Origin of the sequence: Streptomyces sp. NPDC015345 (genome assembly GCF_043078805.1) — a bacterium.
Classification (GTDB): domain Bacteria; phylum Actinomycetota; class Actinomycetes; order Streptomycetales; family Streptomycetaceae; genus Streptomyces.
In genome coordinates, this window is record NZ_JBIBTX010000003.1 from 415,372 (window position 1) to 438,351 (window position 22,980).

The following is a 22,980-nucleotide window of genomic DNA, read 5'->3' on the forward strand; positions in this document are numbered from 1 at the left end:
CAAGCCCGGCACCCGCGACGGGGCAGTGCCGGGCCGTCCTCCGCTCCTCTTCTCTCGACACTCAGGGTTGGTAGCCAGATGTCTCTCTCCCGCAGAAACTTCGTCGTCGCGACCTCGGTCGCGGCGGCCGGATCGATGGTCCTGTCCGCGTGCAGCAGCGGCGGCTCCGGCAACGGCGGCAAGGGCGGAAACCACGGTGGCGCCACCGAGTACACGGGCGCCCACGTCAAGATCGGCAGCGCGGAGGACTCCAAGGGCCCTGCCCCCGAGGTCGAGGGCGCGCAGAAGGGCGGCACGATCTACGGCGTCGCCGAGGACGACGTGTCGCACATGGACCCGCAGCGCATCTACTTCGCGTACAACTCCTCGGTCGCCATGCTCTACGCCCGCGCCCTCACCGGCTACTACATCGACCCCAAGGGCGGCATGACCCTCGTCGGTGACCTGGCGACCGACGTGGGCAAGGCGTCCGACGGCAACAAGACCTGGACCTTCACGCTGAAGGACGGCCTGAAGTGGCAGGACGGCAGTGAGCTGACCGTCGAGGACGTCCGCCACGGCATAGAGCGCTCCTGGGCCTCCTTCATCACCGAGGGCGCCTCGTACGTCCAGATGGCGCTGACCGGCAAGGGCGCCAAGTGGCGTGAGGGCTACAAGGGCCCGTACGGCGGTGACCACCTGGACTCGATCGTCACCGACAAGGCGAAGAAGACGATCACCTTCAAGCTGAAGGAAGCCCGCCCGGACTTCAACTTCACGCTGGCGATGACCTCGTACTCCCCCGTGCCCGTCAAGCACGACACCAAGGAGAAGTACGACAAGACGCCCTTCTCCTGCGGCCCCTACATCGTCAAGCACCGCTCCATCGACAAGTCGATGACGCTGACGCGCAACAAGCACTGGGACCCGAAGACCGACCCGATCCGCACCGCCTACCCGGACAGCTTCGAGTTCGAGTTCGGGCCGACGGGCCTTGACTCCTGCGACCGCTTCATCGCGGACCAGGGCAAGGACCAGCAGATGATCGCCATCTACGAGCCGATCCCGGCCGAGCGCATGCAGAAGGTGCTCTCCAACCCGGCCATCAAGAAGCGGTCCTTCAACGGCCTGTCCTCCGGCACGTACTACTACGCCATCAACACCAAGCGCATCACCGACGTCGAGGTGCGCAAGGCCCTCAACATCGCCTGGCCGCTGGAGCAGATCCGCCGGATCTACGGCGGCGAGTCGGCCGGTGAGCTGGCGACGACGATCCTCAGCCCCGACATCATCGGCCGCGAGAAGTTCGACGTCTTCGGCAAGCTGAAGAAGCCCGCCGGCGACCCGGAGCGCGCCAAGGCCGTCCTGAAGAAGGCCGGCAAGCTCGGCCAGAAGATCGTCTACGCCTTCCCGCAGCGCCCCTCGTACGACAAGACCAAGGTCGTCATCGAGAACGCGCTGAAGGCCGCGGGCTTCGACCCGGTCATCAAGCCGCTGAACTCGACGGACTACTACGACCAGGCACAGCGCATCGACAACAAGTTCGACGTGATGTGGTTCGGCTGGTCCCCGGACTGGCCGACCGCCTACACCCTCATCCAGCCGCTCTTCGACGGTGCGGCCATCGGCGACGGCCAGAACAACATCTCGCAGACCGACGTCGACTGGATCAACGAGGCGATCAAGAAGAACGCCGAGATCTCGGACCAGAAGGAGGCCGGCAAGGCCTGGGCCGAGCTCGACAAGAAGATCATGACGGAGGTCGTGCCGATCATCCCGGAGACCTACCAGCGCCGCTTCTACCTGCACGGTTCCAAGGTCGGTGGAGCCCAGCACGACCCGCAGTTCGCCGCGACGCTGATCTACAAGACCTACGTCAAGGCCTGACGACCGACCCCTGTGGTGGGGCGGCCCCTCCTCGCCGAGGGCCGCCCCGCCCTCTCCTCACCCACGGCATCCGTCAGGAAAACCAACTGCCATGCTCCGCTTCCTCCTTCGCCGCATCGCCGGTGGCGCGGTGATCCTGCTGATCATCAGCGTTCTCGTCTTCGTCCTCTTCTACGCCGCCCCGCGCGACCCCGCCCGGCTGGCCTGCGGCAAGGTCTGCTCCCCGGAGACCCTGGACCTGGTGCGGCACAACCTGGGGATCGCCGATTCGCTGCCGGTGCAGTACTGGCACTGGTTCCAGGGCCTGTTCGTCGGCCGTGACTACGCCTCGTTCGGCAACTGCCCCGCGCCGTGCCTCGGTTACTCCTTCCGCAACCGTGAGCCCGTCCTCGGCACGATCCTGGACCGCTTCCCGACCACCGTGTCGCTCTCGCTCGGCGCGGCCTTCGTCTTCGTCATCTTCGGTGTGGGCACCGGCATGCTGGCCGCCCGCAAGCAGGGCAAGCTCATCGACAAGATCGCCTCGTCCGCGTCGCTGATCGCGTCGTCGCTCCAGATCTACGTCGTCGGCGTCTTCGCCGTGTACCTCTTCACCTACCAGCTCCAGTGGCTGGACCGGCCGCAGTACACGCCGTTCAGCGAGGATCCGGGCGCCTGGTTCTCGGGCCTGATGATCCCGTGGATGGTCCTCTCCCTGATCTTCACGGCGAACTACACCCGTATGACGCGCTCCCAGATGGTCGAGACCCTCAGCGAGGACTACGTCCGTACGGCGCGCGCCAAGGGCCTGTCCGGCCGCTCGGTCTTCTTCCGCTTCGCCTGGCGCGGCGCGATGGGCCCGATCGTCACGATCTTCGGCCTCGACCTCGGCGTCCTGCTCGGCGGCGCGATCATCACCGAGAAGACCTTCGCCCTGCACGGCATCGGTGACCTGTCGGTCCGCGCGGTCAACACCAGCGACCTGCCGATGCTGCTCGGTGTCGTGCTGGTGGCCGCCACGGCGATCGTCGTCTTCAACATCATCGTCGACGCGATCTACGCCCTCATCGACCCGCGCGTGCGCCTCGCCTAGGAGCCGGAACCCATGAGCACCCCCTTCCTCTCCGTACGCGACCTGCGCGTCCACTTCTCCACCGAGGACGGCGTGGTCAAGGCCGTGGACGGCCTCGACTTCGACCTGGAGCAGGGCAAGACCCTCGGCATCGTCGGCGAGTCCGGCTCCGGCAAGTCCGTCACCAACCTCGCCATCCTCGGCCTGCACCACAAGGACAGCACGGCCATCGACGGCGAGATCCTGCTCGACGGACAGGAGCTCCTCACCGCCACCGAGCGGGAGCTGGAGCGGCTGCGCGGCAACAAGATGGCGATGATCTTCCAGGACGCGCTCGCCTCCCTGTCGCCGTACCACACCATCGGCCGGCAGATCGGCGAGACGTACCGCAAGCACACCGGGGCCTCCAAGAAGGAGGCGCGGGCGCGCTCCATCGAGATGCTGACGAAGGTCGGCATCCCGCAGCCGGACCTGCGCGTGGACGACTATCCGCACCAGTTCTCCGGCGGTATGCGCCAGCGCGCGATGATCGCGATGTCGCTGGTCTGCAACCCGACGCTGCTGATCGCGGACGAGCCGACCACGGCCCTCGACGTGACGGTCCAGGCGCAGATCATGGACCTGCTCAAGGACCTCCAGCAGGAGTTCGGCACGTCGATCATCTTCATCACCCACGACCTCGGCGTGATCGCGGACATCGCGGACGACGTCCTCGTGATGTACGGCGGCCGGTGCGTGGAGCGCGGCACGAAGAAGGAGGTACTGCGCTCGCCGCAGCACCCCTACACCTGGGGCCTGCTGGGCTCCATGCCGTCGCTGGACGGCCCGGTGGACGTGCCGCTCTCGCCCATCCCCGGCACCCCGCCGAGCCTCCTCAACCCGCCCTCCGGGTGCCGCTTCCACCCGCGGTGCACGTTCACCGAGCAGGTCGGGGGCGGGCGCTGCTCGGGCGAGCAGCCGCTCCTCGAACTGACCGGGGGCCGGGGCGCCGCCTGCCACCTCACCTCGGAGCAGCGGTCGGAGCTCTTCACGGGCTTCGCGGGTTCCGCGGGTTCCGCGGGCGCTGCCGAGCGTGGCACGAGCACCGCCGACCGACGCGACTGACGTACAAGAGACGGGACTTCACTCCAATGAGCAGCACCACTCCCACTCCTCTTTTGGATGTCAGCGGGCTGACCAAACACTTTCCGATCATGGGCGGCTTCCCGTTCAAGCGGAAGATCGGTGCCGTGCAGGCGGTGGACGGCCTGGACTTCACCGTCGCCGAGGGCGAGAGCCTCGGCCTGGTCGGTGAGTCCGGCTGCGGCAAGTCGACGACGGGCCGCCTGATCACGCGCCTCCTCGAACCGACCGGCGGCAAGATCTCCTACCGGGGCAAGGACATCACGCACGCCTCGCGCAAGGAGCTGGCGCCGGTCCGCTCGGAGATCCAGATGATCTTCCAGGACCCGTACGCGTCGCTGAACCCGCGCCAGACGGTCGGCAAGATCATCTCTGGTCCGATGGAGGTCAACGGCATCAACCCGGCGGGCGGCCGGGAGGCCCGGGTCCGCGAACTCCTGGAGACGGTCGGCCTCAACCCGGAGCACTACAACCGCTTCCCGCACGAGTTCTCGGGCGGTCAGCGGCAGCGCATCGGCGTGGCGCGGGCGCTGGCCCTCGAACCCAGACTGATCGTCGCGGACGAGCCGGTCTCGGCCCTCGACGTGTCGATCCAGGCGCAGGTGGTGAACCTTCTCCAGAAGCTCCAGAAGGAACTGAACATCGCCTTCCTGTTCATCGCGCACGACCTGGCGGTGGTGCGGCACTTCTCGCAGCGGGTCGCGGTGATGTACCTGGGCCGGATCGTGGAGATCGCGGACCGCGAGGACCTGTACGGCAATCCTCGCCACCCCTACACGAAGGCGCTCCTGTCGGCCGTCCCCGAGGCGACGGCGGACGACGCCCCGCGCCGCGAGCGCATCCTGCTCACGGGCGACGTCCCGTCCCCGGTCAACCCGCCCTCCGGCTGCCGCTTCCGCACGCGCTGCTGGAAGGCGACGGACAAGTGCGCGTCGGAGGACCCGCCGCTGGTCCAGATCGACGGCAACCGCGGCGGGCACCTGACGGCGTGCCACTACCCGGAGGACGCCGCCGAGTTGTCCGTCCCCGCGGCACGCAAGTCCCTCTGACCGGCGTCCGCCCTCGGACCGGGGCCCTGCCCACCCCTCCGGGCCCGGCCCCGCCCGCCCGGAACCAGCTCCGCCCCCTCCCCCTTGACCCGAGCGGGGGCGGAGCCGGTTCCGGGGCAGGGGCGCCCTACGGCAGCCGCTCCGGCCAGGCCGTTCTGGCTACCCTCCAGGCATGGACTACGCCAAGATGCGTGCGATCGCCGAGTAGAAACTGTCCGACTACCCGGCCACGGGCATCCGCCGCTACATGATCGTCGCCCCTCGGACCGGCACGATCGAAGTGCACTCAGAGCCGTGCGTGGGCCGTTACCCGCGCAAGGAGCCGTACATCTTCGGTGACGTCGCGCCGTTCGGCCCCTGGAGATTGGAGACCATCGATCTCCGGCGGTACGGGAAGCCTGGCGACGGCGAGGGCTGAGGCAGGCGCGTCTCACCCCGGGTCCGGGGCCGGGTCCGGGTCCGGGTCCGGGTCCGTGGCCAACCGTGCGTGCAGCTCCACGTCATGACGGACCCCGTCGTACTCCAGCCTCTGGCGTTGCAGGCCCTCCACCGTGAAGCCGGCCGCCTCGGCCACGCGGCAGGAGGCGCGGTTGTTGGTGCGGTGGCCCAGCTCCAGCCGGAACAGCCCCAAGTCGTCGAAGGCCCACCGCGCCACCGCTCTGCAGGCGTATGTGGCGACGCCCTTGCCCCGCGCGGCCGGTGTCGTCCAGTACGACACCCAGCCGAGGCCGTGGAGTCGGTTGACGGCGCCCACCGCGACGTTGCCGACGACCGTGCCGGTGGTGCCGTCCACCACCGCGAGGGCGTACGCCGAACCGGCCTCCCACTCGGCGGTGCGGCGGCCTGTCCAACGAGCCGCCGCGTCGAGGGAGTCGACGGGCTGATCGGCCTGACGGGCCATCTCCGGGGTGGCGAACGCCTCCAGGACAGCGGGGGCGTCCCCGCGCCGCCAGGGCCGCAACAGCGGCCCGTCCGAGGCCGGTGGGGGCAGGAGCGGGGAGTGGGAGCGGTTCTTCATGGTTCTGCTTCCTGTCGGGGCGGGGAGCCCACAAGGTGGCGATGGGCCGAGAGGTTATGGGCCGAGAGGTCATGAGGAGGGCTCCTTCATCACCGGCCCCTCGCCGACTCCTCCACCTCCACCTCCACCACGGAGATCCACCTGCCCCAGCGCTCGACCTCCACCCGCAGCCACGAGGCGGACTCCGTCGTGCCGGACCAGTGGCCGGCCGTCCCCTTGCCGTGCCGCTGGAGACCGCACTCCGTCAGCGCCTCTTCGAGCAGGGCGGCCTCGCGCCGGGCGACGGCCCCGCTCTCGTACGACGTGACGCGGTGCCGTGCCTTGGCGGCGCCTTCGTCGCTGCCATACTCCGTGCCGTACTGCGTCTGGTCGGGTGCCGACCGCTCCGCGTATGACGCCGGGCAGCTGTCGCGTCCCCCCACCCTCGGCAGCGGGTGGTTCTCCGTCGTCTCTTCCTCGTCGCCCGTCCACTGCCACTTCCCGGCGGCCGGCATCCGCTCGGGAGGCAGCAGGCGCACCATGCCGTCCACCAGGAAGGGGTTCTTCGTGGGCGACGCCGCGGGGCGTATGTCCCGGCCGCCCTCGCCGCCCCGGGCCAGCGCCGCCATCGCCAGCGCGCCTCCCGTGACCGCCACGGCCGCGGCCACCAGCGCGGCCCGTCGCCGAACCGTCCTCCTGCGGCCCCGCGCCCGCAGTTCCTCGCCTCCCGGCATCCGTACGGTGACCTCGTCCAGCAGTTCCTCGACCTTCACTTCAGCCATGGCTGGCCGCCCCCTCGGCAGTGTGTGCGGACGTATGTGTGGATGTGTGCGTGGGTGAGTCGGACAGGCGCTCCCCGAGGACCTTCCTGGCTCTGCTCAGCCGGGTGCGGACCGCGCCGCTGGAGGAGCCCGTCTCCCGGGCGACCTGCTCCACCGGGAGGTCCAGGAGGTGGTGCAGGACCACCGCCTGCCGCTGCTGGGGCGGCAGTTGGCGCAGGGCCGCCACCAGGGCCACCCGGTCCGGGGACAGCTCCGGGGCGTCCGAGGCCGCGCCGTGCCGCAGGTGTGCCCGCAGCCGGTTCCGTGTCCGCCGCCAGGTGCTGATGGCGAGCCGCGAGGCCACCGTCCGCACCCACGGCAGCGGATCGCCCTCCCCGGTCAGCCGATCCCACCGCTGCCAGGCCCGTACATACGCCTCCTGCACCGCGTCCTCCGCCTCCGCCAGGTCGCCGGTCATCGCATAGACCGTGGCGACCAGACGCTTGGCGGTGGCGGCGTAGAACGCGTCGAACTCCGCGGAGTCCGCAGAGCCTTCCGACCGCGTCGCCATCGTGTTCCCCCGTCTGTACCGCGCGCGCTTTCGCTTGCCTCTGACAGTTACACGCACGGTGAGCGCGACTTGTTACACACGAAGGCGCCCCCTTACACGCGAAGGCGCCCCCGGCCTTGACGGCCGGGGGCGCCTTCGGTGTCGTACGGGCCAGAGGCCGGGAGGATCACGCCGCGTGCACGACGTTCTTCTCCTCCGCGAAGTGGCAGGCCGACTCGTGCGCCGCCGGCGTGTCCTGGCCCTTGAACCGCTCCGGGACAGCGAGCAGCGGGACCTCCTTCGCGCACTTGTCCTCCGCCTTCCAGCAGCGGGTGCGGAAGCGGCAGCCCGAGGGCGGGTTCGCGGGCGACGGCACGTCACCCGTCAGGATGATCCGCTCGCGGCCCTCGCGGGCCTCCGGGTCCGGGACGGGGACCGCGGAGAGCAGCGCCTGCGTGTAGGGGTGCGTCGGGTGCTCGTAGATCTGCTCGTCCGAGCCGATCTCCGCCATCTTGCCGAGGTACATCACGCCCACGCGGTCCGAGATGTGCCGGACGATCGACAGGTCGTGCGCGATGAAGAGGTAGGAGAGGTTGAACTCGTCCTGCAGCTTCTCCATCAGGTTGATGACCTGGGCCTGGACGGAGACGTCCAGGGCCGAGACCGGCTCGTCGCAGATGATGATCTCGGGGTTGAGGGCCAGGCCGCGCGCGATGCCGATGCGCTGGCGCTGGCCGCCCGAGAACTGGTGCGGGTAGCGGTTGATGTACTCGGGGTTGAGGCCCACCACGTCCAGGAGATCCTGGACCTTCTGGCGGCGCGAACCCTTCGGGGCCACCTCGGGGTGGATCTCGAAGGGCTCCCCGATGATGTCGCCCACCGTCATACGCGGGTTGAGCGAGGTGTACGGGTCCTGGAACACCATCTGGATGTTGCGGCGGACCGCCTTCAGCGCGCGCCCGGACAGCTTGGTGATGTCCTGGCCCTTGTAGAAGACCTCGCCGGCCGTGGCCCGCTCCAGGGTCATCAGGAGCTTGGCGACCGTGGACTTGCCACAGCCGGACTCGCCCACGATGCCCAGCGTCTCGCCCTGGTACAGGTCGAAGGAGATGCCGTCGACCGCCTTGACCGCGCCGACCTGCTTCTTGATCAGGACTCCCTGCGTGAGCGGGAAGTGCTTGACCAGGTTGCGGACCTGGAGGATCGGCTCGCCGCGCTCGACCGGGGCCTCGATGGCGGCCACGGCCTCCGTCTCGGTGGCGGCCTCGACCGTCTCCACCTCGGAGACGTTCGGCATGGCGTCCAGCGGCTCCTCGGCCTTCGAGGCGTTCGAAGCCTTAGAGACCTTCGAGGCCTTCGTCGGCTCAGCCATGGATCGTCTCCTTCCAGAAGTGGCACGCGCTGCCGCGGCCCGGCAGCTCCCCGCCGTCCCGCTCGGTGACCGGCACCAGGGCCGGGACCTCCGTGCGGCAGATGTCCTGCGCCTTCGGGCAGCGCGGGTTGAACGCGCAACCACCGGGGATCTTGAGCAGGTTGGGCGGCAGGCCCTTGATCGCGTAGAGCTCCTGGCCCTTCTGGTCCAGGCGCGGGATCGAGTCGAGCAGGCCACGGGTGTACGGGTGCGCGGGGCGCTTGTACAGCTCGTGGACCGGTGCCGTCTCGACGATCCGGCCCGCGTACATGACCGCGATCTTGTCCGCGACGTCGGCGACCACGCCGAGGTCGTGGGTGATCAGGATCAGGCCCATGTTGTACTCGCGCTGGAGCTCCGCGAGCAGGTCCATGACCTGGGCCTGGACCGTCACGTCGAGCGCCGTCGTGGGCTCGTCCGCGATGATCAGGTCCGGCTCCAGGGCGAGCGCCATCGCGATCATGATGCGCTGGCGCATACCGCCGGAGAACTGGTGCGGGTAGTCGTTCACCCGGTCCTTGGCGGCCGGGATCTTGACCTTGTCCATCAGCTCGACGGCCTTGGCCTTGGCCTCCTTGCGGCCGAGCCCCTCATGCACCCGGAACATCTCGCCGAGCTGGTAGCCCACCGAGAGGACGGGGTTGAGCGAGGACAGCGCGTCCTGGAAGATCATCGCGATCTTGCGGCCGCGGATCTTCCTGCGCTCCTCGCCCGACATCTTCAGCATGTCCTGGCCGCGGAAGAGGATCTCGCCGTGCGGGATCTTGCCGGGCGGCATGTCGAGGATGCCCATGATGGCCTGCGCGGTCACGGACTTGCCGGACCCCGACTCACCGAGGACGGCGAGCGTCTCGCCCGCGTCCACGCTGTAGTTGACGCCGTTGACGGCCTTGACCACACCGTCTCGGGTGTGGAACTCGACGTGCAGGTCCTTGACGTCCAGGAGCCTGCCGCTCTTCTCCTCGCCCGAGCGGGGGGCGGGGACGGAGTCTGTCTTCAGATCGATGCTGGTCATGTACGCCTCCCTCAGCGCAGCTTCGGGTCGAGGGCTTCGCGTACGGCGTCGCCGAGCATGATGAACGCCAGCACGGTGAGGCTGAGCATCCCGGCCGGGAAGATCAGCGTGTGCGGGTTGTTCCGGATGTCGCTGAGGGCGTCGGAGATGTCGCCGCCCCAGGAGAGCGCGTCGTCGCCGAAGCCGAGGCCCAGGTACGACAGCGTCGACTCGGCGACGATGTACGAGCCGAGCGCGATGGTCGCGATGACGATGACGGGGGCGATGGCGTTCGGCAGGATGTGCCGGAAGAGGATCCGCTTGGTGTCCGCGCCGAGCGCGCGTGCCGCCACCACGTAGTCCGCGTGCTTGGTGGTGATGACCGCGCCGCGCATCACACGGGCGATCTGCGTCCAGCCGAGGAAGGCGAGGGCGCCGATGATCACCAGCGCGTCGCGCTCGGTGAAGGCGTTCAGGACGACCATGGCGCCGAGCAGGAACGGGACGCCGAAGAACACGTCGACGATGCGGGAGAGCAGGCTGTCCCAGATGCCGCCGAAGTAACCCGCCAGCATGCCGACCATGCCGCCGAAGAGGGTGACCAGGATGGTCACGCCGAGGCCGACCATGATCGAGTTGCGCGTGCCGTAGACGGCGCGGGCATAGACGCTGCGGCCCTGCCGGTCGTACCCGAACCAGTCGGCCTGGAAGAAGTGGCCGAGGTTCGGCTTCTCCAGGAAGTGGTTCGTCAGGTCGCCATACCGCGGATTCGCGTCGGTGAACGCGCCGGGGAAGGCGGCCACGACCAGCAGCAGCAGGATCAGCGCGGCCGAGATGAGGAACAGCGGCCTGCGGCGCAGGTCCCGCCACGCGTCGCCCCAGAGGCTGCGCGGCTTGCCGGGCGCCTCCACGGCTTCGGCCACGGCCTGCGCATCGCTCGGCACGATGCCGGCGGCCGCCTCGGCCGGGCCCGGCGTCTTGGTGATGTCAGGCATAACGGATCCTCGGGTCCAGGACCGCGTAGAGCAGGTCGACGAGCAGGCTGGCGAGGAGGTACACGAGCACGAGGACGGTCACGACTCCGACGATGACGGTTCCTTCGTGCTGGAACAGCCCGTCGTAGAGGAGGTTTCCGACGCCGGCGACGTTGAAGATGCCCTCGGTGATGACCGCGCCGCCCATCAGGGTGCCGATGTCCGTACCGAGGTAGGTGACCACGGGGATCAGCGAGTTGCGCAGCAGGTGCCGGGTGATGATGCGCTTGCGCGGCAGCCCCTTGGCGACGGCGGTACGGATGTAGTCCGCCTGCCGGTTCTCGGCGATGGAGGTACGGGTCAGGCGGGCCACGTAGGCGAGGCCGACCAGACCGAGCACGAGGGCCGGCAGGAGCAGTTCCCCGATGTTCTCCGAGTCCTGGACCGTCGGCGTGACCCAGCCCAGTTCGTTGCCGAAGATCAGCTGGAGGAAGAGGCCGAAGACGAAGATCGGGACGGAGATCACGAGGAGCGTGAAGAGCGTCACCGTGTTGTCGAGGATGCGGCCGCGCTTCACGCCGGCCAGCACGCCCAGGGCGATTCCGACGACCAGCTCGAACGTCCACGCCATGGCGGCGAGCCGTGCCGAGACCGGGAAGGCCTGCGTGATCTCGTCGAGGATCGGCCGGTTGCCGGCGATGGTGTTGCCGAAGTCGCCCTGCAACAGTCCGCCCATGTAGTGGAAGTACTGCTGCCACAGCGGCAGATCAAGCCCGCGGTCGTGCTTGATCTGGGCCACCTGCGCGGGGTCCGGCGGCTTGTCCCCCCACAGCGCGGCCACCGGGTCGCCCGGCAGCACGTTGACCATCAGGAAGATCAAGAGTGTGGTCCCGATGAAGACCGGGATCATCTGGAGCAGTCGCCTCGCGACGTAGCGCCCCATGGTGGTGCCTCCGTCCATTGCGGAGCCGCCCGCGAAGCGACGCCCGGGATCGCCGGGCGTCGCTTCGCGGGAGCGGAACTCCGACGACTGCTACTTCTCGAAGACCTCGACCTCGGTGAGGATCGGGTCACCGGCCTGGTCGAACTCGACCTTCTTCACGTTCTTCGAGTACGCGGAGAGCGTCTTGTTGTACCAGAGCGGGATGCCCGGGAAGCTGTTGACCAGCTCCTTCTCGGCCTGCTGGTACAGCTTCGCGGACTCGTCGATGGTCTTGGCCTGGTCGGCCTTCTTGGTCAGCTCGTCGAACTTCTTGTCCGAGAAGCCGCCCTTGTTGCCGTCGACGCCGGTGCCGTAGAGGTCGGCGAGGAAGTTGCCGTTGAACGGGTAGTCGAGCACCCAGCCGGAGCGGTACATCGACTTGACCTTCTTCTGGTCACGGATCTCCGTGTCGGCCGCGAAGTCGGTCACCGGGTCGCCGACGCACTTGACGCCGGTCGAGTTGGTGATCGAGTTGCAGACCGCGACGACCCAGTCCTTGTGCGGCTGGTCGGCGTTGTACTGGATGGAGATCTTGTTGCCGGGAACGCCGCCGCCGGCCTTGATGGACTGCTTGGCCTTCTTCGGGTCGAACTTGCAGAACTCGCCGCAGGCGTCGTTCTGGTAGCCCTTGACGCCCTTGGCGACCCAGCCGGTGGCCGACTCACGCGTGCCGTGGAACACCGTCTTGGCGATGGTGTCGCGGTCGATCGCCATCGACAGGCCCTGGAGGACCTTGACGTCGATGTCCTTCCACTGCTTGGTGTAGAAGGCGAAGTTGACCGTGTTGATCGCCGAGAAGTCCATGTCGATCGCGCGGTCGCCGAAGTCCTGCTTGAAGTTGGCGATCTCGCTGTTCGGGACCAGCGGCATGGTGTCGACGTTGTCCGACTTCAGGTCGGCGTAGGCCGCCGTGTCCTTGTTGTAGGCCTTGAAGTTGATGCCGCCGTTCTTGGGCTTGTCCTCGCCCTTGTAGTCGGCCCAGGCGGTGACCTGGATCGACTTCTTGTGGTCCCAGCTCTTGAACTTGTACGGGCCGTTGCCGACCGGCGACTCGCCGTACTTCTTCGGGTCCTTCAGCGCGGCCGAGGGCATCGGGAAGAAGGGCTTGTAGACGAGCTTGTACTCGTAGTACGGAATGCCGTGGTCCAGCGTGATGGTGAAGGTGTTCTCGTCGACGACCTTCAGGCCGGACATGGCCTTCTTCTTGGCCTTGCCCTTCTCCGGGTGGACGTCGTCGTAGCCGACGATGTCGCGGTACCAGGAGCTGTTCTGCTGGCCGTTGGCCGGGTCCGCGGCCCAGTTCCAGGCGTCCACGTACGACTTGGCGGTGACGGCCTCGCCGTTGTGGAACTTCCAGCCCGGCTTCAGCTTGACGGTCCACACCTTGTTCGCCTTGTCGGGAGTGACCGACTCGGCGTTCTCATAGGTGATGTTGCCCTGCTTGTCGTAGTGGACAAGCCCGGTGAAGAGCGCGTCGATGACGACGCTGCCGTACGCCTCCATGGTGTTGGACGGCTGCAGGGCGTTCTGCGGCTCACCGTTGGCGTAGCTGACGATCCCCTTGGGGTCGACCTTGCGGTTGCTGTTGTCGCCGCTGTCGCTGCCGCCGCCACAAGCGGTGGCAGTCAGAGCCACAACACCGGCTATCGCGACCCACTTGGCGCTCTTGGCACCACGCATGGGGTTCCTCCTCATGAGTCCACTTGTTCACTACAAGAGGGGGTACGTGCGATCGCGCCGACACCCCTGACGGCGAAGATCGAGTACCCCAGTGTGCTCGTGAGTCGGCGCTCCCCACAGCGCGTGACCCATTGACCCGAGCTATACGCGGTCAACTATTAGCCATGAGGTACCGGTCGACCACACTCTTTTGGTCTCGGTTCAATCACACCTGGCACGTACAACTTCCAAAATCCGGACAAACCGATCCTAGATAGATGGTTGCGAAACGGACGTGTTACACATCTAACGGTCAGTGACGTCCGCATAGCGGACGTTTCCCCGCCGAAAAGCGGTTGCCACGGATCTCTTCACGCGACAGTGGGCACACGGTACCGCCAGCGGAAACGCCGGAGGCCGGCTTCCGCCAACTCCCCTGAGGGAGGGCGGAAACCGGCCTCATGCGTCCCTGTGGCACCGCCGGAGGTTTACCTTCCGGCGGTGAGGGGGCGTCAGTTGCGCTTGGCGCGCGACGCGGTGCGGCCGCGCTCCTTCTGGTCCAGGACGACCTTGCGGATGCGCACGGTCTCCGGGGTCACCTCGATGCACTCGTCGTCGCGGCAGAACTCCAGGGACTGCTCCAGCGACAGCTTGCGCGGCGGGACCACGTTCTCCGTGGAGTCGGCCGACGCGGCGCGCATGTTGGTGAGCTTCTTCTCCTTGGTGATGTTCACGTCCATGTCGTCGGAGCGCGAGTTCTCACCGATGATCATGCCCTCGTACACCTCGGTGCCGGCCTCGGTGAAGATGACACCGCGCTCTTGGAGGTTGATCATCGCGAACGGCGTGACCGTGCCCGCGCGGTCGGCGACCAGGGAGCCGTTGTTACGGGTCTTCAGCTCGCCGAACCACGGCTCGTGGCCCTCGAAGATGGAGTGCGCGATGCCCGTGCCGCGGGTCTGGGTCAGGAACTCCGTACGGAAGCCGATGAGGCCGCGGGACGGGACGATCCACTCCATGCGGATCCAGCCCGAACCGTGGTTCGTCATGGTCTCCATGCGGCCCTTGCGGGTCGCCATCAGCTGCGTGATGGCGCCGAGGTGCTCCTCCGGGGAGTCGATCGTCATGCGCTCGATCGGCTCGTGGACCTTGCCGTTGATCTCCTTGGTGACCACCTCGGGCTTGCCGACGGTCAGCTCGAAGCCTTCCCGGCGCATGGTCTCGACGAGGATGGCCAGCGCCAGCTCACCGCGGCCCTGCACCTCCCAGGCGTCGGGGCGCTCGGTGTCCAGGACGCGCAGCGAGACGTTACCGATCAGCTCCTTGTCCAGGCGGTCCTTCACCTGGCGGGCGGTGACCTTGTGGCCCTTGCCGCCCTTGCCGACCAGCGGCGAGGTGTTCGTACCGATGGTCATGGAGATCGCGGGCTCGTCGACCGTGATCAGCGGCAGCGCGATCGGGTTCTCGGGGTCGGCCAGGGTCTCGCCGATCATGATGTCCGAGATACCGGCGATGGCGCAGATGTCACCGGGGCCGGCCTTCTCGGCGGGCTTGCGGGTGAGCGCCTCGGTCATCATCAGCTCGGTGATGCGGACGTTCTGCTGGGTGCCGTCACGCTTGATCCACGTGACGGTCTGGCCCTTGCGCAGCTCGCCCTGCTCGACGCGGCAGAGCGCGATACGGCCGAGGAAGTTGTCGGCGTCCAGGTTGGTGACGTGGGCCTGGAGGGGGGCCGACTCGTCGTACTCCGGAGCGGGGACGTGCTCCAGGATCGTCGTGAAGAACGGCTCCAGGCTGTCGCTGTCGGCCGGGACGGTGCCGTCCTCCGGCTTGGTCAGCGAGGCGATGCCGTCACGGCCGCAGGCGTAGACGATCGGGAACTCGATCTGGTCCTCGTCGGCGTCCAGGTCGAGGAAGAGGTCGTACGTCTCGTTGACGACCTCGTCGATCCGGGAGTCCGGGCGGTCGGTCTTGTTGATGCACAGGATGACCGGCATCCGGGCCTGGAGGGCCTTGCGGAGCACGAAGCGGGTCTGGGGCAGCGGACCCTCGGAGGCGTCGACCAGGAGGACGACCGCGTCCACCATCGACAGACCGCGCTCGACCTCGCCGCCGAAGTCGGCGTGGCCGGGGGTGTCGATGATGTTGATGGTGATCGGGTCGCCACCATCCTTGGGGTGGTACTTGACGGCCGTGTTCTTGGCCAGGATCGTGATGCCCTTCTCACGCTCCAGGTCGTTCGAGTCCATCATGCGGTCGTCGAGCGACTCCGCGGCGTGGGCGGCGAAGGCGCCGGCCTGCTTGAGCATGGCATCGACGATGGTCGTCTTGCCGTGGTCGACGTGGGCGACGATGGCGACGTTACGAATGTCGTGGCGCGTGGGCATACAGCTGCGCTTCTCCCGGGAAGAGTGGACGGCGGCGCGTACGGTCCGGTACGCGTGCCCTGCCGGGCAGACAACACGCCACGGCCTTACCCCAGTCTACGTGGCTCGCGCGGAGGCGGCCTCCGCGGGGGGTTTCCGGGCAGCCGCGAGCGCCTGCCCCGGATGGGGGCGTCAGGGGTGAAACCGCAGGTCAATGGGTGGGTACGACCTTGCCCGCCGAGGTGGTCGGCGGGCAAGGGAGTTGAGCGGAATCTGAGCGTCGGTCCCGTGAAGAGATGGTGTACGTCACTTGCACGGCACGTACGCCGTGCCCGGGCCGGGGCCCGGGGTCACTTGGCCGCGGGCATGCCCGACGGCTTCGCGCCCGGCTTCAGGAAGCCGATGTCCTCGTAGTTCGGGGCCTGGAAGCCGAAGGCCCCGGCGTTGGCGAGGTTCGGGCGGGTCGCCATCAGCTGGGGCCGCTGGTAGAGCGGGATGGAGCCCGCCTCGGCCCAGATGCGGGCGTCCGCCTTCTTCACCAGGGAGCGTGACGTTTCTTCATCGAGTTCACTCATCGCCTGGTCGAACAGCTGGTCGATGTGGTCGGTGCCGACGCGCGTGTAGTTCTGCTCGACGTTCAGCGAGCCGTCGGCGGCCGGGACCGGCTTGGCGAAGATCGGGCGGGCGTCGGTGGCCGGGAAGGCCGACGCGGGCCACGAGTAGAGGGCGAGGTCGTACTGGCCGGAGGCGATGTGGTCCTTGAAGTAGCTGCTGTCGGAGACCTTCGCCGTCTCCGTGCGCACGCCGATCTTCTCCAGCATCCGCGAGATCCGGTCGGCCACCGCCCGCAGCGGCTCCGAGCCGTCCCCGGAGGGCAGCACGAAGCGGAGGGTGAGGGGCTTGCCGTCCTTGGCCAGCGGTGCGCCCGCGGCGGGCGCGGCGGTGCCCTTGGGGGCGTACGCGCCGGGGGCGCCGCCCTTGGCGTGGTCCCGGGAGCGGGACGTGACCGACTGCCGGTCGCCCTGCTGCCCGGTGCGGTCGGCGGTGTCCCTCTTCTCGAACGTGTTCCCGAACCTGTTCTCGGACCTGTCCCCGAAGCGGCTTTCGGACCTCTGCTCGCGCCTTTCCTCGGCCCGCTCGGCGGCCCTCTTCTTTTCCGCCTGCTTCTTTTCGGCCCTCTTCTTTTCTGCGCTCTTCTTTCCCGCGCTCTTCTTCTCCGCTTTCTCCTTCTCCGCCTTCTTCGCCGCCTTGCCTTCGGCCTTCTTCTGCTCCGTCTCGGCCTCGACCGGCAGCCGCAGGACGTCCGCCTGGCGGGTCAGCGCGGCCTTCTGGTGAGCGGCGGCGGGGGCGGGCGCGAGCACGGAGGAGCTGCTGTCGCCGGGCTTTCCGTCGTCCTGGCCGACGATGTACGTGCCGTCGTCGGCCCCGGATCCGGACTCCGTGTCCGACGGCTTCGCGGAGGCCTGGCCGCCCGCCGTCTTCGTCTTCTTCTTGTCCTTCAGCCCGTCCTTGACCGCGGCGCCCGGCGTCCAGCCCGCGTCCGCGAGGAGCGCCCGCGCCTCGGCGGTGTCCTGCTTGCCGAGAGCCCCGCTGTTGTCCGCGTACGCCAACTGTCCGGCGAGGGCGAGGTGGCTGCCGACCGGCTCGGCGGGCAGGCCGAGCGGCTTGAGCACCGCCTCGGCGAGCTCCTCGCGGTCCAGGGCGCGGGCGACCGCGCGGCGCACCCGGTCGTCCGCGAGCGGCCCCTCGGAGCCGTTGAGGGCGAGCTGCGTGTAGGCCGGTTCAAGGGACTTGCGGACCACGTAGCCGCTCAGGCCCGCCTGCTCTGTCGCGTACTTCTTGACCGCCCTGCGGGTCTTCTCGCGGGCCTCGTACTCCGCCTGAGCGGCCTCCTCGTCGGAGCCGTTGACGATCGCCCAGGAGCGCAGGGCCTTGGCGGGCGTCAGCTGCGCGCCGGGGCCGTGGGCCGGTGCGCCCCCGTCGGCCTTGTCGCGGGCGGCGAGCGTGATCCGCCCGGCCTCCGTGGCGTCGATCTCGGCGAGGTCGACCCTGCCCTTGGCGAGCGCCTCGGCCCGCTCGCTCCGGGACACCTCGCGCAGCACCAGCTTGTCGAGCTTGGCCTGCCGCCCCCACCAGCGCGGGTTGCGCCCGAGGGTCACCTCGCCGGCCTTCCGGTCGATGTCCGTGAGCGTGAAGGGGCCCGCGGTCGCCTTCAGCTTGCGGCGGGCGCCGTCGTTGAAGGAGTCGGGGCTGCCCATGACCTGCTTGGGGTAGAGCGGGGAGAACAGCGAGCGCCAGTCCGCGTAGGGCTTGCCGAAGGTGACCCGCACCTCCAGGTTGTTCGCGCCGCGCTCGATCTTCTCGATGCGGTCGTATCCGGCGTTCCGCGCCGTCCAGTACGCGGTGTCCTTGCCGGACAGGGCCCGCCACTGGGCGGCGAAGTCATCGGCGCCGATCTCCCGGCCGTCGCTCCAGACCGCCTGCTGGTTGAGCTTGTACAGGACGACCTGCCGGGGCTCGCGCTCGACGACCTCCGCCGACTCCAGGAAGTCGGCGTTGCGCTGCGGCCTGCCCTGCGCGTCGAGGCGGAACAGGGACGGCAGGACCGCGCCCGCGATCCGCGAGGTGCCCGCGTCGGCGTCGGACTGGAAGGTGTTGAGGGTCTCGGGCAGCGCGTCGAGCGCCCAGTTCATGGTCCCCCCGTCGGCGACCATGCCCCGGGCGGCGGGAGCGACGTCCTGGCCTGCGGCCGGCCCGCCGGCCTCGTCGTTCGAGCTGCATCCGGCGAGGGCGGGCAGAGCCAGCACCCCCGTCGCGAGGAACACGACAGATCTGGCCCTGACGCGGTCGTGGGACATGGCTGGTACCTCCGGGGTCCGGGGCTCGCCCGGCCCCCCGCTACCAGGACCGGGCCGGGATTGATCACGTTTGGCGGTATATGGAGCTGATCACATCTATGGCCCCACTGAAGGTGACCGGGCGGGCCGCGCGACGCAGACACGGCGTGGCGGCGCCCGGATGCCACTCGTGCGGCCCAACGCGCCGGAGTGTCCGAGGTCCGGACCGGCGCGACAGGGGCGTGATCCGGCGCGTTCACCGCCCTCGATCCGGCAATCGGTGCAGATCTCTTCACAAGCCGGGATGTGGCGCGCGACACTCGCAGGCGCATGAGCGTTGCCACCGCACCCCCTAAGTGAGGGCAAGTCATGGCTCTGCACGATGAATTGACGGCCGTTCAGCGCTGCGTCGAGGAGTTGGTCCGTACCGTCGGCAGGCTGGAGAGCCAGGCCGGCGACCAGTTGGCGGCCGTCGACGTGCGCCGGGTGCGCACGGACACCGACCGGCTGACCGAGAGCGTCGCCCTGCTGCGCTCCGCCACCGCGCCGTCCGCACCGCGCGAGAAGCCGCTGCGGACCGATCTCGTGACCATTCCCGACACGCCGTACGACAGCTCGCTATGGACGAACGCCGGGGACTGCGACGACGAGGGTCTGGGCGCCCACGACCGCCACGCCCCCTGACACCCGCCCCGTCGAACCCCTCCCGCACGCCTGACACCGCGGTACCCGAGGACGAAGGAGTGGAGCCTCGTTGGCCACCGGCACGGAACCCCAACCGAAGAGCGGAACGGCCCCCGGCGGCGGCGTGCGCGACGGCACGCGCGCCGCGATCGCCGCTGCCCACCTGCGGACCGACCGCTGGTGGCTGGCGCCCGCGGCGACCGCCGCCGGGCTGCTCGCCTTCGTCGTCTACTCGACCTGGCGGGCGTTCGCGAACGCGGACTACTACCAGGCGCCCTATGTCTCGCCGTTCTACTCGCCGTGCCTGGCCGACAACTGCGAGCCGATGCGTTCCGGACCCAACTGGGAGATCTTCGGCAGCTGGTGGGGCCTGTCGCCCGCGCTGCTGATCCTGATCTTCCCGCTCGGCTTCCGGCTGACCTGCTACTACTACCGCAAGGCCTACTACCGCGGCTTCTGGGCGTCACCACCCGCCTGCGCGGTCGCCGAGCCGCACAAGAAGTACTCCGGTGAGACCCGTTTCCCGCTGGTACTCCAGAACATCCACCGGTACTTCTTCTACGCGGCGGTGCCGGTCGCGGGCATCCTCACGTACGACACCGTGCTCACCTTCCGCGACGAGCACTACGAGTGGGGCCACATGGGCCTCGGCACGCTCGTCTTCCTGCTCAACATCACGCTGATCTGGGCATACACCCTCTCCTGCCACTCGTGCCGGCACATCGTCGGGGGCAAGCTCAAGCACTTCTCCAAGCATCCGGTCCGGTACCGCATGTGGCAGTGGGTCGGAAAACTGAACGCACGCCACATGCTGCTCGCCTGGGCGTCGTTGGTGAGCGTGGCGCTCGCCGACTTCTACGTGTATCTGATCGCGTCCGGCGCCTTCGACGATCCGAGGTTGTTCTGATGTCTCAAGTGGAGCGGCAGCAGTGGGATGTTGTCGTGGTGGGCGCCGGTGGCGCCGGTCTGCGGGCCGCGATCGAGGCGCGTGAGCAGGGCGCCCGTACGGCCGTGATCTGCAAGTCGCTGTTCGGCAAGGCCCATACGGTGATGGCCGAGGGCGGTATCGCGGCCTCCATGGGCAACGTGAACTCCGGTGACAACTGGCAGGTCCACTTCCGCGACACCCTGCGCGGCGGCAAGTTCCTCAACCAGTGGCGGATGGCCGAGCTGCACGCGCGTGAAGCACCGGACCGCGTGTGGGAGCTGGAGACCTGGGGCGCCCTGTTCGACCGTACGCCGGACGGGCGGATCTCCCAGCGCAACTTCGGCGGGCACGAGTACCCGCGGCTCGCGCACGTCGGCGACCGTACCGGGCTCGAACTGATCCGCACGCTCCAGCAGAAGATCGTCGCCCTCCAGCAGGAGGACTTCCGGGAGTTCGGCGACCACGAGGCGCGGCTGAAGGTCTTCCAGGAGTGCACGGTCACGCGCGTGCTGAAGGAGGACGAGAGGGTCGGCGGGGCCTTCTGCTACGACCGCGAGTCGGGCCGCTTCTTCGTCCTGGAAGCACCGAGCGTCGTCCTCGCGACCGGCGGCATCGGCAAGTCCTTCAAGGTGACGTCGAACTCGTGGGAGTACACCGGCGACGGGCACGCCCTCGCGCTGCTCGCCGGGGCGCCGCTGCTGAACATGGAGTTCGTGCAGTTCCACCCGACGGGCATGGTCTGGCCGCCGTCGGTCAAGGGCATCCTCGTCACCGAGTCGGTGCGCGGTGACGGCGGGGTGCTGCGGAACTCCGAGGGCAAGCGGTTCATGTTCGACTACATCCCCGACGTCTTCAAGGAGAAGTACGCGCAGTCGGAGGAGGAGGGCGACCGCTGGTACGACGACCCGGACCACAACCGCCGCCCGCCCGAGCTGCTTCCCCGCGACGAGGTCGCGCGTGCCATCAACTCCGAGGTGAAGGCGGGCCGCGGCTCACCGCACGGCGGCGTCTTCCTGGATGTGTCGACACGTATGCCCGCCGAGGTCATCAAGCGGCGGCTGCCGTCCATGTACCACCAGTTCAAGGAACTCGCGGACGTCGACATCACAGCGGAGGCCATGGAGGTCGGGCCGACCTGCCACTACGTGATGGGCGGCATCGCGGTGGACTCCGACACCGCGGCCGCGCGCCGCGTGAGCGGGCTGTACGCCGCGGGCGAGGTGGCGGGCGGCATGCACGGCTCCAACCGGCTCGGCGGCAACTCCCTGTCCGACCTGCTCGTCTTCGGGCGGCGCGCGGGGCTGCACGCGGCGCGGTACGCGGCCGGGCTCACCGCGCGGCCCGTGATCGACGAGGCGCAGGTGGACGCCGCGGCGGCCGAGGCGCTGCGGCCGTTCAGCGCCGAGGGCCTCGCGGACAGAGAGACTCCGGAGAACCCGTACACCCTGCACCAGGAACTCCAGCAGACCATGAACGACCTGGTCGGCATCATCCGCCGCGAGGCCGAGATGGCGCAGGCCCTGGAGAAGCTCGCCGAGCTGCGGTCGCGGGCGCGGCGGGCGGGGGTCGAGGGGCACCGCCAGTTCAACCCCGGCTGGCACCTCGCGCTCGACCTGCGCAACATGCTGCTGGTCAGCGAGTGCGTCGCCCGCGCCGCCCTGGAGCGCACGGAGAGCCGCGGCGGCCACACCCGCGAGGACCATCCGGCGATGAGCCGCGAGTGGCGCCGCGTCAATCTGCTGTGTCAACTGACCGATCCGAGCGGTGGTCTGGCCGCTGCCGATCCCGTGCGCGGCCAGATCGACCTGGTCCGTGACACGACCGAGCCCATCCGCCCGGACCTGCTCGCCCTCTTCGAGAAGGAGGAGTTGGTCAAGTACCTGGCTGAAGAGGAGCTGTACGAATGAGTCCGTCGCGTCCATCGAGTCCGTCGAGTTCATCGAGTTCATCGAGTTCATCGAGTTCGTACGACGCGCGGTTCAAGGTCTGGCGCGGGGACGTCGGCGGCGGCGGCCTGGCGGACTTCGAGGTCGAGGTCAACGAGGGCGAGGTCGTCCTCGACATCATCCACCGCCTCCAGGCCACCCAGGCACCCGACCTCGCCATGCGGTGGAACTGCAAGGCGGGCAAGTGCGGTTCGTGCTCGGCGGAGATCAACGGCAGGCCGAGGCTGATGTGCATGACGCGCATGTCGGTCTTCGGCCGCGACGAGGTCATCACGGTGACGCCGCTGCGGGCCTTCCCCGTGGTGCGGGACCTGGTGACGGACGTCGGCTTCAACTACACGAAGGCGCGTGAGGTTCCGGCGTTCGTGCCGCCCACGGACCTCGGGCCCGGTGAGTACCGCATGCAGCAGGCGGACGTGGACCGCTCGCAGGAGTTCCGCAAGTGCATCGAGTGCTTCCTGTGCCAGGACACCTGCCATGTGGTGCGCGACCACGAGGAGAACAAGAGCGCCTTCGCCGGGCCGCGCTTCTTGATGCGGGTCGCCGAGCTGGACATGCATCCGCTGGACGCGGCGGCGGAGTCCGGCCTCGACCGCAAGCGGACCGCGCAGGAGGAGCACGGGCTCGGCTACTGCAACATCACCAAGTGCTGCACTGAGGTCTGCCCGGAGGGCATCAAGATCACGGACAACGCTCTGATTCCCTTGAAGGAGCGGGCGGTCGACCGCAAGTACGATCCGCTGGTGTGGCTGGGGAACAAGATCCGGCGGCGGGGAGAGTGATCGCCGGCGGTTCTCAGGGTT

The 22,980-nt window shown here is 68.6% G+C and carries 19 protein-coding genes; 9 read left to right on the forward strand and 10 right to left on the reverse strand.

Going from position 1 to position 22,980, the window contains the following annotated elements:
* Positions 1-78 precede the first annotated feature (78 nt).
* The 5 genes from ACF062_RS14185 (at position 79) to ACF062_RS14205 (ending at position 5,506) form a co-directional block, all read left to right on the forward strand.
* Entirely contained in the window at positions 79-1,866 is a 1,788-nt protein-coding gene (locus ACF062_RS14185; RefSeq protein WP_392138039.1) for an ABC transporter substrate-binding protein, read from the forward strand.
* Positions 1,867-1,957: 91 nt separating this feature from the next.
* Positions 1,958-2,938 (forward strand): ABC transporter permease, encoded by a 981-nt coding sequence (locus tag ACF062_RS14190; protein ID WP_223776582.1) that lies wholly within the window; start codon positions 1,958-1,960, stop codon positions 2,936-2,938.
* 12 nt (positions 2,939-2,950) lie between these two features.
* A complete protein-coding gene (locus ACF062_RS14195) occupies positions 2,951-4,021 on the forward strand; it encodes an ABC transporter ATP-binding protein (RefSeq protein WP_392138041.1) in 1,071 nt (356 codons plus the stop codon).
* Between the two features lie 26 nt (positions 4,022-4,047).
* Complete coding sequence (locus tag ACF062_RS14200; protein ID WP_392138043.1) at positions 4,048-5,088, forward strand: ABC transporter ATP-binding protein; 1,041 nt, start codon at positions 4,048-4,050, stop codon at positions 5,086-5,088.
* A gap of 247 nt (positions 5,089-5,335) precedes the next feature.
* On the forward strand, positions 5,336-5,506 hold the full coding sequence (locus ACF062_RS14205; protein WP_392138045.1) for a hypothetical protein: 171 nt from the start codon (positions 5,336-5,338) through the stop codon (positions 5,504-5,506).
* A gap of 12 nt (positions 5,507-5,518) precedes the next feature.
* Here ACF062_RS14205 and ACF062_RS14210 read toward each other — a convergent pair whose 3' ends face one another.
* The 10 genes from ACF062_RS14210 to ACF062_RS14255 form a co-directional block, all read right to left on the reverse strand.
* Positions 5,519-6,106, reverse strand: coding sequence for a GNAT family N-acetyltransferase (locus ACF062_RS14210; protein WP_392138047.1), 588 nt, complete (start codon positions 6,104-6,106; stop codon positions 5,519-5,521).
* An 89-nt stretch (positions 6,107-6,195) separates the two neighbouring features.
* Positions 6,196-6,867, reverse strand: a complete 672-nt coding sequence (locus ACF062_RS14215) for a hypothetical protein (RefSeq protein ID WP_392138049.1) — start codon at positions 6,865-6,867, stop codon at positions 6,196-6,198.
* Positions 6,860-7,417: a SigE family RNA polymerase sigma factor gene (locus tag ACF062_RS14220; protein WP_392138051.1), complete on the reverse strand. Its 558-nt coding sequence runs from the start codon at positions 7,415-7,417 to the stop codon at positions 6,860-6,862. The genes ACF062_RS14215 and ACF062_RS14220 overlap by 8 nt, the downstream gene beginning before the upstream one ends.
* Positions 7,418-7,583: 166 nt before the next feature.
* A complete protein-coding gene (locus ACF062_RS14225; protein ID WP_392138053.1) occupies positions 7,584-8,768 on the reverse strand; it encodes an ABC transporter ATP-binding protein in 1,185 nt (394 codons plus the stop codon).
* Positions 8,761-9,822 (reverse strand): ABC transporter ATP-binding protein, encoded by a 1,062-nt coding sequence (locus ACF062_RS14230; protein WP_356581662.1) that lies wholly within the window; start codon positions 9,820-9,822, stop codon positions 8,761-8,763. Before ACF062_RS14230 ends, ACF062_RS14225 begins: the two co-directional genes overlap by 8 nt.
* Positions 9,823-9,833: 11 nt before the next feature.
* Entirely contained in the window at positions 9,834-10,796 is a 963-nt protein-coding gene (locus tag ACF062_RS14235) for an ABC transporter permease (RefSeq protein WP_392138055.1), read from the reverse strand.
* Complete coding sequence (locus tag ACF062_RS14240) at positions 10,789-11,718, reverse strand: ABC transporter permease (protein ID WP_223776573.1); 930 nt, start codon at positions 11,716-11,718, stop codon at positions 10,789-10,791. The genes ACF062_RS14235 and ACF062_RS14240 overlap by 8 nt, the downstream gene beginning before the upstream one ends.
* Positions 11,719-11,808: 90 nt before the next feature.
* Positions 11,809-13,437, reverse strand: coding sequence for an ABC transporter substrate-binding protein (locus ACF062_RS14245; RefSeq protein WP_392138056.1), 1,629 nt, complete (start codon positions 13,435-13,437; stop codon positions 11,809-11,811).
* Positions 13,438-13,928: 491 nt separating this feature from the next.
* Positions 13,929-15,803: a translational GTPase TypA gene (typA, locus tag ACF062_RS14250; protein ID WP_223776571.1), complete on the reverse strand. Its 1,875-nt coding sequence runs from the start codon at positions 15,801-15,803 to the stop codon at positions 13,929-13,931.
* 329 nt (positions 15,804-16,132) lie between these two features.
* A complete protein-coding gene (locus tag ACF062_RS14255) occupies positions 16,133-18,640 on the reverse strand; it encodes an ABC transporter family substrate-binding protein (RefSeq protein WP_392138058.1) in 2,508 nt (835 codons plus the stop codon).
* Positions 18,641-18,988: 348 nt separating this feature from the next.
* Between ACF062_RS14255 and ACF062_RS14260 the strand changes: the two genes are divergently transcribed.
* The 4 genes from ACF062_RS14260 (at position 18,989) to ACF062_RS14275 (ending at position 22,959) form a co-directional block, all read left to right on the forward strand.
* A complete protein-coding gene (locus ACF062_RS14260; RefSeq protein WP_392138060.1) occupies positions 18,989-19,303 on the forward strand; it encodes a hypothetical protein in 315 nt (104 codons plus the stop codon).
* A 70-nt stretch (positions 19,304-19,373) separates the two neighbouring features.
* Positions 19,374-20,210: a hypothetical protein gene (locus ACF062_RS14265; RefSeq protein WP_392138062.1), complete on the forward strand. Its 837-nt coding sequence runs from the start codon at positions 19,374-19,376 to the stop codon at positions 20,208-20,210.
* Positions 20,210-22,138, forward strand: coding sequence for a fumarate reductase/succinate dehydrogenase flavoprotein subunit (locus ACF062_RS14270; protein ID WP_392138063.1), 1,929 nt, complete (start codon positions 20,210-20,212; stop codon positions 22,136-22,138). The genes ACF062_RS14265 and ACF062_RS14270 overlap by 1 nt, the downstream gene beginning before the upstream one ends.
* Positions 22,135-22,959 carry a succinate dehydrogenase/fumarate reductase iron-sulfur subunit gene (locus ACF062_RS14275; protein WP_392138065.1) on the forward strand — a complete coding sequence of 275 codons (825 nt, stop codon included), beginning with the start codon at positions 22,135-22,137 and terminating at the stop codon, positions 22,957-22,959. The genes ACF062_RS14270 and ACF062_RS14275 overlap by 4 nt, the downstream gene beginning before the upstream one ends.
* Positions 22,960-22,980 lie beyond the last annotated feature (21 nt).